The sequence below is a fragment of the Ciceribacter sp. RN22 genome (assembly GCF_024054295.1).
Taxonomy (GTDB): Bacteria; Pseudomonadota; Alphaproteobacteria; order Rhizobiales; family Rhizobiaceae; genus Allorhizobium; species Allorhizobium lividum.
In genome coordinates, this window is record NZ_JAMXLD010000002.1 from 538,472 (window position 1) to 551,509 (window position 13,038).

General features: G+C 65.2%; 12 protein-coding genes. 6 read left to right on the forward strand and 6 right to left on the reverse strand.

Translation table 11 applies throughout. The features are described from left to right. Nucleotides 1-107 precede the first annotated feature (107 nt). The 3 genes from ftsH (at nt 108) to NHF53_RS17590 (ending at nt 4,020) form a co-directional block, all read left to right on the forward strand. A complete protein-coding gene (gene ftsH / locus NHF53_RS17580; protein ID WP_252835388.1) occupies nt 108-2,045 on the forward strand; it encodes an ATP-dependent zinc metalloprotease FtsH in 1,938 nt (645 codons plus the stop codon). A gap of 237 nt (nt 2,046-2,282) precedes the next feature. Next, the gene (glmM, locus tag NHF53_RS17585) at nt 2,283-3,638 is read left to right on the forward strand and encodes a phosphoglucosamine mutase (protein ID WP_252835389.1); all 1,356 of its coding nucleotides are present in this window, start codon (nt 2,283-2,285) and stop codon (nt 3,636-3,638) included. A gap of 97 nt (nt 3,639-3,735) precedes the next feature. Further along, nucleotides 3,736-4,020, forward strand: a complete 285-nt coding sequence (locus tag NHF53_RS17590) for a GIY-YIG nuclease family protein (protein WP_252835390.1) — start codon at nt 3,736-3,738, stop codon at nt 4,018-4,020. A gap of 199 nt (nt 4,021-4,219) precedes the next feature. Here NHF53_RS17590 and NHF53_RS17595 read toward each other — a convergent pair whose 3' ends face one another. Then, nucleotides 4,220-4,966 carry a YebC/PmpR family DNA-binding transcriptional regulator gene (locus NHF53_RS17595; protein ID WP_114364195.1) on the reverse strand — a complete coding sequence of 249 codons (747 nt, stop codon included), beginning with the start codon at nt 4,964-4,966 and terminating at the stop codon, nt 4,220-4,222. A 149-nt stretch (nt 4,967-5,115) separates the two neighbouring features. Continuing rightward, nucleotides 5,116-6,654 carry an NAD(P)/FAD-dependent oxidoreductase gene (locus tag NHF53_RS17600; RefSeq protein ID WP_252835391.1) on the reverse strand — a complete coding sequence of 513 codons (1,539 nt, stop codon included), beginning with the start codon at nt 6,652-6,654 and terminating at the stop codon, nt 5,116-5,118. Between the two features lie 139 nt (nt 6,655-6,793). On the opposite strand from NHF53_RS17600, the gene NHF53_RS17605 reads away from it, so the two are divergent. Together NHF53_RS17605 and NHF53_RS17610 are read left to right on the forward strand one after the other, a co-directional pair. Beyond that, nucleotides 6,794-7,261, forward strand: coding sequence for a pyridoxamine 5'-phosphate oxidase family protein (locus NHF53_RS17605; protein WP_252835392.1), 468 nt, complete (start codon nt 6,794-6,796; stop codon nt 7,259-7,261). Further along, nucleotides 7,258-8,589, forward strand: coding sequence for a GAF domain-containing protein (locus NHF53_RS17610; protein ID WP_252835393.1), 1,332 nt, complete (start codon nt 7,258-7,260; stop codon nt 8,587-8,589). The genes NHF53_RS17605 and NHF53_RS17610 overlap by 4 nt, the downstream gene beginning before the upstream one ends. A gap of 8 nt (nt 8,590-8,597) precedes the next feature. On the opposite strand, the gene NHF53_RS17615 is transcribed toward NHF53_RS17610, so the two are convergent. The 3 genes from NHF53_RS17615 to NHF53_RS17625 all read right to left on the reverse strand — a co-directional run bounded on the left by NHF53_RS17615 (nt 8,598) and on the right by NHF53_RS17625 (nt 10,939). Further along, nucleotides 8,598-9,419: an MBL fold metallo-hydrolase gene (locus NHF53_RS17615; RefSeq protein ID WP_252835394.1), complete on the reverse strand. Its 822-nt coding sequence runs from the start codon at nt 9,417-9,419 to the stop codon at nt 8,598-8,600. A gap of 101 nt (nt 9,420-9,520) precedes the next feature. After that, entirely contained in the window at nt 9,521-10,345 is an 825-nt protein-coding gene (locus NHF53_RS17620; RefSeq protein WP_252835395.1) for a TIGR00282 family metallophosphoesterase, read from the reverse strand. An 18-nt stretch (nt 10,346-10,363) separates the two neighbouring features. Then, entirely contained in the window at nt 10,364-10,939 is a 576-nt protein-coding gene (locus tag NHF53_RS17625) for a 5-formyltetrahydrofolate cyclo-ligase (protein WP_252835396.1), read from the reverse strand. A gap of 153 nt (nt 10,940-11,092) precedes the next feature. Between NHF53_RS17625 and NHF53_RS17630 the strand changes: the two genes are divergently transcribed. Then, nucleotides 11,093-12,337 carry a cyclopropane-fatty-acyl-phospholipid synthase family protein gene (locus tag NHF53_RS17630; RefSeq protein ID WP_252835397.1) on the forward strand — a complete coding sequence of 415 codons (1,245 nt, stop codon included), beginning with the start codon at nt 11,093-11,095 and terminating at the stop codon, nt 12,335-12,337. A 9-nt stretch (nt 12,338-12,346) separates the two neighbouring features. Here the strand turns inward: NHF53_RS17630 and NHF53_RS17635 are convergent, their stop codons facing one another. Continuing rightward, entirely contained in the window at nt 12,347-12,988 is a 642-nt protein-coding gene (locus NHF53_RS17635; protein WP_252835398.1) for an FMN-binding negative transcriptional regulator, read from the reverse strand. Nucleotides 12,989-13,038: the final 50 nt, after the last annotated feature.

A 13,038-nucleotide genomic window follows, 5' to 3' on the forward strand; every position in this document is an offset into this window, starting at 1 on the left:
GCATTCGTGAGGTCGGTTTTCCTTGGCAAGGCGGTACCGCAATCCTATGTTAACGGATAATCATACCGGCCGCAGGCAATGCAGGCTGTTTCTGTTCGGGGAGTTCAATGAACCCAAATTTTCGTAATTTCGCGCTGTGGGCCATCATCGCCTTGCTGTTGATCGCTCTCTTCAGCATGTTCCAGACGTCACCGTCTCAGACCAGCTCGCGCGAAATCCCGTATTCGCAGTTCCTGCGCGAGGTCGATTCCGGCCGCGTCCGTGATGTCACCGTCACCGGCAACCGCGTCGTCGGCACCTATGTCGAGAACGGCACGGCCTTCCAGACCTATGCACCGGTCATCGACGACATGCTGCTCGAAAAGCTGCAGTCGAAGAACGTCATGATCGTGGCCCGCCCCGAGACCGACGGCTCGTCCGGCTTCCTCAGCTATCTCGGCACGCTTCTGCCGATGCTCCTGATCCTCGGCGTCTGGCTGTTCTTCATGCGGCAGATGCAGGGCGGATCGCGCGGCGCCATGGGGTTCGGCAAGTCGAAGGCGAAGCTCTTGACCGAGGCCCACGGCCGCGTGACCTTCGACGATGTCGCCGGTGTCGACGAGGCCAAGCAGGACCTCGAGGAAATCGTCGAATTCCTCCGCGACCCACAGAAGTTCCAGCGCCTCGGTGGCCGCATTCCCCGCGGCGTACTGCTGGTCGGCCCTCCGGGTACCGGTAAGACGCTGCTCGCCCGCGCCATCGCCGGCGAGGCCAACGTGCCCTTTTTCACAATTTCGGGCTCAGACTTCGTCGAAATGTTCGTCGGCGTCGGCGCAAGCCGCGTCCGCGACATGTTCGAGCAGGCGAAGAAGAACGCGCCCTGCATCATCTTCATCGACGAAATCGATGCGGTCGGCCGTCATCGCGGCGCTGGCCTCGGCGGCGGCAACGACGAGCGCGAACAGACGCTCAACCAGTTGCTCGTCGAGATGGACGGGTTCGAAGCCAACGAAGGCATCATCCTGATCGCCGCGACCAACCGTCCCGACGTTCTCGATCCCGCACTCCTGCGTCCGGGCCGCTTCGACCGCCAGGTCGTCGTGCCGAACCCGGACATCGTCGGCCGCGAACGCATCCTGAAGGTTCACGCCCGCAACGTTCCGCTGGCGCCGAACGTCGACCTCAAGGTGCTGGCCCGCGGTACCCCCGGCTTCTCCGGCGCCGACCTGATGAACCTCGTGAACGAGGCGGCGCTGATGGCGGCGCGACGCAACAAGCGCGTCGTCACGATGCAGGAGTTTGAGGACGCCAAGGACAAGATCATGATGGGTGCGGAACGCCGCTCGTCCGCCATGACCGAGGCCGAGAAGAAGCTGACCGCCTATCACGAGGCCGGCCACGCCATCCTCGCCCTCAACGTGCCGGTCGCCGATCCGCTGCACAAGGCGACGATCATTCCGCGCGGCCGTGCCCTCGGCATGGTCATGCAGCTCCCCGAGGGCGACCGCTACTCGATGAGCTACAAGTGGATGGTCTCGCGGCTCGCGATCATGATGGGCGGCCGCGTCGCCGAGGAGATCACCTTCGGCAAGGAGAACATCACCTCCGGCGCCGCCTCCGACATCGAGCAGGCGACCAAGCTCGCCCGCGCCATGGTCACGCAGTGGGGCTTTTCCGACGAACTCGGCCAGGTCGCCTACGGCGAGAACCAGCAGGAAGTCTTCCTCGGCCACTCCGTTTCACAGAGCCGCAACGTCTCGGAATCGACCGCTCAGAAGATCGACAACGAAGTACGCCGCCTGATCAACGAAGCCTATGCGGAAGCCCACCGCATCCTCACCGAGCAGCACGACGAATTCGTCGCGCTGGCCGAGGGCCTGCTGGAATACGAAACGCTGTCCGGCGACGAGATCAAGGCGCTCTTGAAGGGCGAGAAGCCCGCCCGTGACCTCGGCGACGACACGCCGCCGAGCCGCGGCTCGGCCGTTCCGACGACCGGCGTCAAGAAGGACACGGGCGCCAAGGGCGGAGAGCCCGAGGGCGGTCTGGAACCCCAGCCGCACTGACGCCTCCCCGCAGGCACAGCTCCAGGAACACGGGACCGCCGCTCGAAAGACCGGCGGTCCTTTTCGTTTCCGGTAACAGGATATATTGGACATTGACGCGAATTTACGTGCCGTTTCGCGCGTTTTGTGGCATGAGCAGCCCGAGAGGGTGCCGCGCCCTTGGCCCCGTCTGCGCGCAGCCGCGAGGCGGAACCTGAGACCGCGCGCGGCGCCGCCAACGCATTTTCGGGAGTACACATGTCACGTCGCTATTTCGGTACGGACGGTATCCGCGGACAGTCCAACATCTTTCCGATGACACCGGATCTCGCCATGCGGGTCGGCATTGCCGTCGGCACGATCTTTCGCCGCGGCCATCACCGGCACCGCGTGGTGATCGGCAAGGATACGCGCCTTTCCGGCTACATGCTCGAGAACGCCCTCGTCGCGGGATTCACCGCCGCCGGCCTCGACGTCTTCCTGCTCGGACCGATCCCGACACCTGCCGTCGCCATGCTCACCCGCTCGCTGCGCGCCGATATCGGCGTCATGATCTCCGCCTCGCACAATCCCTTCGCCGACAACGGCATCAAGCTCTTCGGCCCGGACGGCTACAAGCTTTCCGACGAAATCGAACAGCAGATCGAGGATCTGCTGGACAAGGACATCTATACGCAGCTCGCGCCGGCGAAGGAGATCGGCCGCGCCAAGCGCGTCGACGGCGACATCTATCGCTATATCGAATTCGTCAAGCGTACCCTGCCCCGTGACGTCACCCTGCACGGCCTCCGGATCGCCATCGACTGCGCCAACGGCGCCGCCTACAAGGTGGCGCCCGCCGCGCTCTGGGAACTCGGCGCCGAGGTGATCACCATCGGCAACGAGCCGAACGGCACCAACATCAATCTCGATTGCGGCTCGACCCATCCTTCCGCCCTGCAGAAGAAGGTCCATGAGGTGCGCGCCGACATCGGCATCGCGCTCGACGGTGACGCCGACCGCGTCATCATCGTCGACGAGAACGGCGCCATCGTCGACGGCGACCAGCTGATGGCGGTGATTGCCGAAACCTGGGCCAACGACCAGACCCTGAAGGGCAGCGGCATCGTCGCCACGGTGATGTCCAATCTCGGGCTCGAACGCTTCCTCAACGGCAAGGGGTTGAGCCTCGCCCGCACCAAGGTCGGCGACCGCTATGTCGTCGAATACATGCGCCAGCACGACTACAATGTGGGCGGCGAGCAGTCGGGCCACATCGTGCTCTCCGACTTCGGCACCACCGGCGACGGCACCATCGCGGCGCTGCAGATTCTGGCCTGCGTCAAGCGCACCGGCAAGACGGTGAGCGAAATCTGCCACCGCTTCGATCCCGTGCCGCAGCTCCTGCGCAACGTTCGTATCTCCGGCGGCAAGCCGCTCGAGGACAAGACGGTGAAGCAGGCGATTGCCGACGCCGAAAGTGAGCTCGCCAAGAACGGCCGTCTGGTGATCCGCCCCTCCGGCACTGAACCGCTGATCCGCGTGATGGCCGAAGGCGACGACCGCGGCCAGATCGAGCGCATCGTCAACGACCTCGTCGGCGTGATCGGCAGCGCGCGCGGCGCGGCGGCGTAAGGCACTCGACGCAGCAAGGTCTCCGCCCGGAAACCTTTAGCAGGGGAGTCATACTCGGGCTTGACCCGAGTATCCAAGGCGAAGCAACATTTCCCGCATGGCGGGATTTGTCTACATCATGACCAACCACAAGCATGGTACGCTCTATATCGGCGTCACGTCCGATCTGGAGCGCCGGATCTATGAGCATCGCGAAGAGTTGGTAAAAGGCTTCACATCGACCTACGGCCTGAAAAGGCTTGTCTGGTATGAGGAGCACCAGAGCATCGGCTCCGCGATCCAGAGGGAAAAGTCCCTGAAGCGCTGGTACCGTCAATGGAAGATCGAACTGATCGAGTCCCTGAACCCGGACTGGCGCGATCTGTATCCTGAGCTGTGGTAGACCTCGCGAAGGTATCGTGGATGCTCGGGTCAAGCCCGAGCATGACAGAGTGAGTTGGTACGCCGTCCCCTCGTCGGACCCCGCATGAGGGGCGGCGTCGGCAGGAGGATGAGGGGCCGCTCGGGCTTCACGAGCAAACAATTAAAAAAAGGCCCGGCTGCGCAGGCAACCGGGCCTCTTTTATGTGGTGGCTTGACGATCAGGCCGAGAGCTTGGCCATGACCTCGTCGGAGACTTCGAAGTTCGAGTAGACGTTCTGGACGTCGTCGTCGTCTTCCAGCGTGTCGATGAGCTTCATCAGCGACTGCGCCTTTTCCTCGTCGACTTCGATCGTGTTCTGCGGCTTCCAGATCGCCTTGACGGATTCGGCTTCGCCAAGGGCGGTTTCCAGCGCCTTCGAGACTTCGTTGATGTCCTCGAAGCCGCAATAGATCGTGTGGCCGTCCTCGTCGGTGACGACGTCTTCGGCACCGGCCTCGATCGCCGCTTCCATCACCTTGTCGGCATCGCCGACGGAAAGCTTGTAGGTGATTTCACCGACATGGTCGAAAGAGAAGGAAACCGAGCCGGTTTCGCCGAGCGCGCCGCCGGCCTTGGAGAAGGTGGAGCGCACGGAAGAGGCGGTGCGGTTGCGGTTGTCGGTCAGGGTCTCGACGATGACGGCAACGCCGCCCGGACCATAGCCCTCGTACCGGATCGCGTCATAGGTTTCGGCATCGGCGCCCGATGCCTTCTTGATCGCGCGTTCGATGTTGTCCTTCGGCATCGACTGCGCCTTGGCGTTCTGAACAGCCAGGCGAAGCGCCGCATTCATCGTCGGATCGGGCAGACCGGTCTTTGCGGCAACGGTGATTTCGCGCGCGAGCTTGGAGAACATTTTCGACCGCACGGCATCCTGACGGCCCTTGCGGTGCATGATGTTTTTGAACTGTGAATGGCCAGCCATGGCACCCCTGATCACACTTATTGTTGGGAATGGCGCCTTATAAGAGCGAAAACCGCCCGGTTCAAGTGCGGCAGGGCCATTTCCGCCACCGGGGGCCGTTCGGGCGGCGGGCAGTTGCGAGGGGGCCGCCCGGCGGCGGCCCCTGAGGATCAGGCGGCGGGCGACAATGCCTCTCGCCGCACGAGCCCGCGGATCGCCTGCTCCTCCGCCGTGAAGGCGGGGTGGGAGACGGCGCCGAAGGCGGCGGCAGCACCCCGCACCCGCCCGACCCCGTCGGGGAGCGCATCCGTGCCGTCGAGGCGGAAGGACACCGCCGAAAGCGGACCGAAGAGCAGCGCCCGCTCGAGATCCGGCCGCGCGGAGAGGTCCGGCTCGACCCCGGCATTGCGCGCGAAGCCGAGCGCGGCGACATGCATCGGCAGTGACGGAGGCCCGGCCCGCATGGCCTTCGCCCGCGCGACACCTTCCGCCATCTCCGCCTGCGACGGCATCGGCACGATCCCGGCGAAACAATAGCTGATCCAGCGGGCCTGCAACTCCAGTACCGGCAGGTAGGGGCCGACGAGATCGTAGAGGCCGAGGAAGGCCAGTCCCGGCAGGTCGGGGTGGAAGGTCTGGTCGTGGAGGTCCATGTGGACGTCATCGAGGCCGAGCGTCGCTGCCGTCGCGGCATCGAGGAAGGGCAGAGACAGGCGATAGCCGGTCCCGAGAATGATGCCGTCGAATTCGCCCCGGCGTCCGCCGCGGAACAGGACGCGGTTACCGTCGATCTCCTCGATCCACGGCATGACCGCGATGCGCCCCTCCGCCACCGCCGGCAGGAACTGCTGCGACTGGGTGACGCCCGCCGCGAAGATGTCGTCGTCGGGGGCCGGCGCACCGAACTGGGCCGGATTGCCGGCGACCGCGAGCACCTTGGCCCGCAGTCCCGCAGCAAGCTCCGGCGGCGGCAGGACGCCGCCGAGAAGCGCTGCGGCGCGGTTGAACATGACGTGCTCGGTCGGCACACCTGAGATCAGTTTCGGCAGGACATAGCGCTGGCGGCGATTGGCGACCGTGACCCGCGCGCCGCCATAGGCGAGCTCCGAGGCGATTTCGAGCGCACTGATCGAGCAGCCGGCGACGAGTACATGGCGGCCGCGATAGCGTTCGACGCCGTTGTACTGGGCGGAGTGTATGGCACCGAGCGATCCGGAAAAGCGGGAAAGCCCCTCGATCTCCGGGACGGACGGCATACCGCAGCGGCCGGTCGCCACCACGACCCGCCGGAAGACTTCCGAGCGCTCGCGTCCGCCGCTCGCCGAGCGGATGAGCCAGCTGCCGCCAGCCGCAGGTTCGAGGCTCTCCACCCGTGTCGACAGCCGCAGCGTCGGCAACAGTCCCGAGACGAAGGCATAGCGCTCGAGATAGTCGAGCATCTCGTCCTGGGTGAGATAGGTCGCACTGCCGGGCGCGTGGTCGAGATCGGAAAAGGCCGTCATGATCCGGCTGGTGTTGGTGCGCATCCCCGGCCAGACGGCACTCGTCGCTGAGGTCGAGTTCCACTGGCCGCCCAACCGGGCGGACGCCTCGAAGATGACCGGCTCGAGCCCGTGGGCCGTGAGCCACTTCGCCGCGGCAAGTCCGCCCGGTCCGGCGCCGATCACGGCGACACAATTGTCGGGCATCACTGTCGTTTGCTGTTGCACCTTGCTCTCCTTCAATAGCTGGGAGCCTTGCTAATAGGCGCTTCGACTGAAGCCGTTTCCTAAAAGCTTGCTAAGCCGGGCGGGGGGAATCCTAAAACTTCTCCTGCTGCGTTATGCATGTCGAAAGAGGAGAGATTCCATGCTGGACCACGAACTGGCGGCCTTCATCGAAAGCCCGGTGATGCAGATCATCGGGACGGCCGATGCCGACCGTCGCCCGGAGGTCGGCCGCGGCGTCGGCGCATGGCCGCTCGACGGGCGCCGGATGGCGATCGTCGTCTCCGCCTGGCAGTGGCCCGGCACGGTCGCCAACCTGCAGGACAACGGAATGATTGCCGCAACCTTCTCGCGCCCCTCCGACTATGTGACCTACCAGATCAAGGGCAGGGCGGAGGTGCGGGAGGCCGCCGCGGACGAGATCGAGCGCTCGGAACGCTACATGGTCGCCATGGTTTCCGCGCTGATGCGCCTCGGGATTGCGCCGGACATCATCGCCCCCTGGCTCACCCACCGCGAGGCCCGGCTGGTGACAGTCGACGTCGCCTCGGTCTTCGTGCAGACGCCGGGTGCGAAGGCCGGCTCGAAGCTCTGGAGTGCGACGACATGACGATGACCCTTCGCGACCTCGAAGCGTGTTTCGAGGGCGTCATTCCCTCGATCATCGCCACCGCCGACGCAGAAGGCGTACCGAACATTTCCTATCTCTCCCACGTGTCGATGGTGGATGACCAGCACGTGGCGCTCTCCAACCAGTTCTTCGCCAAGACCGCCGCCAACATCCGCCTCAACCCGAAAGCGACCCTCGTCGTGGTCGACGGCCTGACGGGCGCGCAGTCCCGCCTGCATCTCGCCTTCGCCTACACGCTGGAGGAAGGTGCCCTCTTCGACCGGCTCGCGCAGGAGGTCGCCGCCGGCAGTGCACAGGTGGGCTTAAGCGACGTCATGCGGCTGCGCTGCGTCGACGTCTTCCGTGTCGTCGCCATCGAAGCCGTTCCCTCGCCGGTCGAGGTGGCCGCCGCTTCCGCGCGCATGCGGCCGGACCGGCTTGCCGCGGCGGAGAGAATAGTCGCGGCCATCGCCGCGGCGACGGATGCGGGCGGTGTGGTCGACGCCCTGCTCGGAGGAATCGCCGGGCATCTCGGCTTCGACCATGCGCTCCTCTTCCAGAGCTATGGCGAGAAGGCGCAGATCACCGCGATCGGCAGCACCGGCTATGTCCCCTCGGGCATCGGTGCCGAAGTGCCGTTCGGTGAGGGTTTGATCGGATCGGCGGCTGCAAGCGGCAGGGTCGTCAAGGTCAGCGACATGAGCCGCATCCGCCGCTTTGGTTCGGCGGTTCGCCACTCCTCGCCGGACGAAAACCGGACCCGGGAGATCGTGCTGCCGGGCATGGCCGACGCCATGAGCCAGATCGCCGTGCCGCTCGTCGTCCAGGGACATGTCGAAGGCGTCCTCTTCGTCGAGAGCGGGAGGCGTCTCGCCTTCACCCGCGAGGACGAGGCGGCGCTCTCGATCGTCGCCCGGCAGGCAGCGGTGTCGCTCGCACTCTGCGAACGCATGTCCTTCGACCCGGAGGCCGCCTTCCCGGCCGATGCGGCACCTGCCGCAGGCGGCAGCCGGATCGATGTCGCCCATCACCCCTTCGACGACAGCGTCTTCATCAACGGCGATTATGTGATCAAGGGCGTCGCCGGGCGGCTGCTGGTGCACATGCTCGGCCAGTATATCGACGGCGGTCGCCGGGAGTTCACCAATCGCGAGATCCGTCTCGACACGAGCCTCCGCCTGCCCGACTACAAGGACAACCTCGAAACCCGACTTCTGCTGCTGCGGCGACGGCTCGAAGAGAAACACCTGCCGATACGCCTCCTGCAGCTCGGCCGCGGCAAGATCGGGCTGGCCGTCGAGGGCGAGGTTCGCCTCACCCGCCGGTAGAGCGGGCCTCAGACGCCCTTCAACACGAGGATCAGCGGCTTTTGCGGCAGCGTGGCGATGGAGACGGTGACGGCGGCGCTGTTGGAAATCTTCCAGTCGAAGCTCTGGTCGAACATCGCGAGGAAATCGGAAATCGGCGGACCGCGGCGGTGCATCGGCAGGACCAAGGCCGAGCGGAGCCGCTTCACCGTGCGGCTCATGCTGTCGGCGCCCATGGTGAGACCGCCGTCGACGGGAACCATGACGACGTCGAGCCGCCCGATCTCGGCGAAGTGCCCATCCGTCAGCTCGTGGTGCAGGTGCCCGAGATGGCCGATGCAGAGCCCCGCGACCTCGAAGATGAAGATCGAATTGCCGTTCGGCTCGAAGCCGCCGAAACTGCGGATGTCGGTGGAGACGTTGCGGACGTAGACATCGCCGACGACCAGCCGGTGCATCGCCTTTTCGCCGGGCGTGTCGCTCCATCCGTGCAGGACATTGGCGATCGCCGGGTCCGGTGCGAGCGTGTAGTGGCTCGAATGCGCCTTGTTCATCGTCACCACGTCCGGCAGGCGCGGCGAGCGCAGCCAGCCGTTATAGTCCGTCGCGATCGAGATCCCGCCGGGCGTCTCGATGAGGAAAGTCGAATGGCCGAGATAGGTGATCGTCACGTCGCGGTCGGCAGCGGCCAACTGGAGCGAGGGGGAAGCATCGAAGCGCACGAAACTAGCCTTCGGCACGGCATCGGCGACAAGCTGGCATTCGCTGACCGGCGAGCGCTCTTCCTCGCCGCCAGCGGCGCCCGCGGCAAGGATCAGGGAAATGAACGCTATGGCAAGTCGCAGCATCATGCCGGCCCCGCACCATCCATCCGATGGCACAGGATGGGACAGGACGGCGGCGCGGTAAAGCCGGAAAGGCTCACATTTGCGTTAGAGCCGCCGCAGCGGGCTTACCGCCAGAAGTCCGGGATCGTCTCGGTGAGCCGCGGCCCGATCCGCAGCGGCGCAATCTTCTCGGCGAGGCCAGTCCGGTCGGAAATCTCGACGCCGACGCCGCAGATCGTCGCCGGCCCGTGCGCTGCCTCGAAGCGCCCTTTCGGCATCTTCGAGATGAAGCGGTTGAGCGGCTCTTCCTTGTCCATGCCGAGCGAGGAGTCGTAATCGCCGCACATGCCGGCATCCGACATGTAGGCCGTGCCGCCGTTCAGGATCTGGTGGTCGGCAGTCGGGACGTGCGTATGGGTGCCGACGACGACGCTCGCGCGACCGTCGACGAAGTGGCCGAAGCACTGCTTCTCGCTGGTCGCCTCGGCATGGAAATCGAAGACGATGGCGTCGGCCTGCTCGCCGAGCGGACAGGCAGACAGGATCGCCTCCGCCGAGGTGAAGGGATCGTCGAGCTCCGGATGCATGAAGACCCGGCCCATGATGTTGGCGACGAGCACGCGCGCGCCGTTGCGGGCGTAGAAGACGCCCGAGCCCTTGCCCGGCGTCCCCGACGGATAGTTGGCCGGCCGCAGGAACTGGTCGTGGCGCTCGCAGAAGGAGACGGCCTCCTTCTGGTCCCACACGTGGTTGCCGGTGGTCACGACATCGGCGCCGGCATTGATGGTTTCGAGGTAGATGTCCTCGGTGATGCCGAACCCGCCGGCGGCGTTCTCGCCGTTGACCACGACGAAGTCGAGCTTCAGGTCGGAAATCAGGCCGGGAAGCCGCTCCCAGACCGCCGTCCGTCCGGTCTTGCCGACCATGTCACCGAGAAAAAGCAACCGCATTCACGTATCCAGTCATCATCATCCAAAAGTCCGCATGCCATTCTCCGTCACCACGGCTTCCAGCCGGACGTCGTGCGGTTCGAAGGGGACATGTGCCACTTCCTGGCAGGCGAATGCAATGCCGATCAGCCGGGGATCACGCCCTTTTTGCCGCAACCGCGCGATCGCACGGTCGTAGTGGCCGGCGCCGTAGCCGATGCGGTGGCCGCGGCCGTCGAAGGCGGCGAGCGGCACCAGGAGGATGTCGGGATCGAGTTCCGCCGCCTCCGGGCCCGGCCCGCGGGTGCCGAAACCGGTCGAGACGAGCTCGGCAGCGGGCAAGAGTTCGCGGAAGACGATGGTCTCACGGTCGAGCACCACCGGCAGGCAAAGACGCGCGCCCCGCTCCCGCAGCCGCGCCATCAGCGGACGGATGTCGGCCTCCGATCGGATTGGGAAAAAGCCGGAAACGATCGCTCCCGGCTCGAACGCCAGCGCCTCTCCGAAAGCGGCGATCGCCAGGCTGTCTTCGATCCGCGTCTCGGCGGGGATCTGGTCCCGCAGTTCGAGCCGTTCCTTGCGCAACTGCGCCTTCATCGCCGCTTGTCCCGTCATTCCATCTTCCTGCTCAGCCGTCGCGGCACATTAGCCGGCGCGCGCGCCTTTGCAAGCCGTTGCCGCCCCATCGGTGGCACCGACAATTGCCGCTCGCAACGGTTGAGGAATGCGCTAACATGCAGACCGTTTCAGCCAGCGCGCGAGGTCTGCATGTTCCTGCTTTCCCATATGCTGAAGTCATTCATCAAGAAGGGCCGGCTGACGGTCATCGACGCCGACGGCAAGCGGCACGTCTTCGGCGGCATGCAGGAGGGCCCGCAGGTCACGATGCGGCTGACCGATCCGAAGCTCTACCGCAGTCTCGTCTTCAAGGCGGAACTCGTCGCCGGCGAAGCCTACATGGACGGCACCATGCGGTTCGAGGACGGTTCGAGCCTGCGCGACTTTCTGATGCTGTTTTCGATCAACCGGCTGTCGCTCGGCTCCTATCCGATCCAGAAGGTCATCCGCGCCGTGCGCATGCGGTTCCGCAAGCGCGAGCAGTCGAACCGCAAGGGCCAGGCACAGCAGAACGTCGCCCACCACTACGATCTCGGCAACGACTTCTACAAACTCTTCCTCGACGAGAACTTGCTCTACTCCTGCGCCTACTTCCGCGAACCGGAGGAGACGCTGGAACAGGCGCAGCGCAACAAGCTGAGGCTGCTCGCGGCCAAGCTCAACCTGAAGCCCGGCATGAAGGTGCTCGATATCGGCTGCGGCTGGGGCGATCTCGCGCTCTACCTCGCCCGGTTGGAGGACGTTTCGGTCGTCGGCGTGACGCTGTCGAAGGAACAGCACGCGCTCGCGACCAAGAGGGCCGCCGATGCCGGCCTTGCGGGCCGCGTCCGCTTCGAACTCAAAGACTATCGCGATGTGACGGAAACGTTCGACCGTATCGTCTCGGTCGGCATGTTCGAGCATGTCGGCGTGCAGCACTATGACGAGTTCTTCAAGAAGCTGAACGCTCTGATGCCGGACGACGGCGTCGCCGTCATCCACTCGATCGGCCACATGAGCCCGCCCGGCACGACGAGCCCGTGGCTGCGCAAGTACATCTTCCCCGGCGGCTATTCGCCGGCGCTGTCGGAAGTGGTCTCCGTCACCGAGCGGAACAGCCTGTGGGTCACCGACATCGAGGTTCTGCGCGTGCATTACGCGACCACGCTCGCCCACTGGTGCCGGCGCTTCGAGGCCAACCGCGACAAGGTCGTCGCCATGTATGACGAGCGCTTCGCCCGCATGTGGGAATTCTACCTGATCAGTTGCGAGATGATGTTCCGCGCCGGCAGCCAGATGGTCTTCCACCTGCAGCTGTCGCGCAAGCGCGATGCGGCGCCGATCGTGCGGGACTACGTGACCGACAGGCAGCGCGCCTATATCGAGCGCGAGAAGGAACTGGGGCTAGCTGTCTGAGACACGAGACTAGTCAAGTCCGCCATAGGTCTTCACCATGGCGGCCATCACGCCGGCCGCGGCGCTCCCCTCAGCGTCGAGCCCTTCGGCAACGCCGCGGCGATCGGCCTCGTTGCGGTTCTGGCTGACCTTCCACTTGCCTTCGATGGTGGTGATCTGCACCTCGATGCCGACAATGCCCTTCAGCTGGGCGGTGATGAAGTCGTCGGGCGCATCCCCGACGGCCCACGGGATCATGCGCTTGCTCTCGTGACCGTCGGTCAGCCGGTCCACCTGCGCCCTCAGCCACTGGCTGTCCTCGATCACCCGGACCGTGCCCCGGACCTGGACGATGGCATAGTTCCAGGTGGGCACGACCTTGCCGGTCTCGCGCTTCGTCTCGTACCAGGACGGGGTGATGTAGTGATCGGCACCCTGGAAGACGATGAGAACCTCCGCGCCGCCGGAAAGCGCCCGCCATTGCGGATTGACTTTCGCCATATGCGCCTGAAGCGTGCCCAGCCCCTCCTCCGTCTTCACCAGCCGGAAGGGGATCGGATTGGCGAGAAGCCCACCCTCTCCGGACGAGATCAGAAGCCCGAGCGGATGGCTCCGGATGAGGGCATGCTGGACTTCGCGACGATCCTCGCGATGATGCGGCGGCTGGTACATGGGCACTCTCCGGGGTGCAGACGGAACGGCCCAATTAGGCAGCCGGGTCA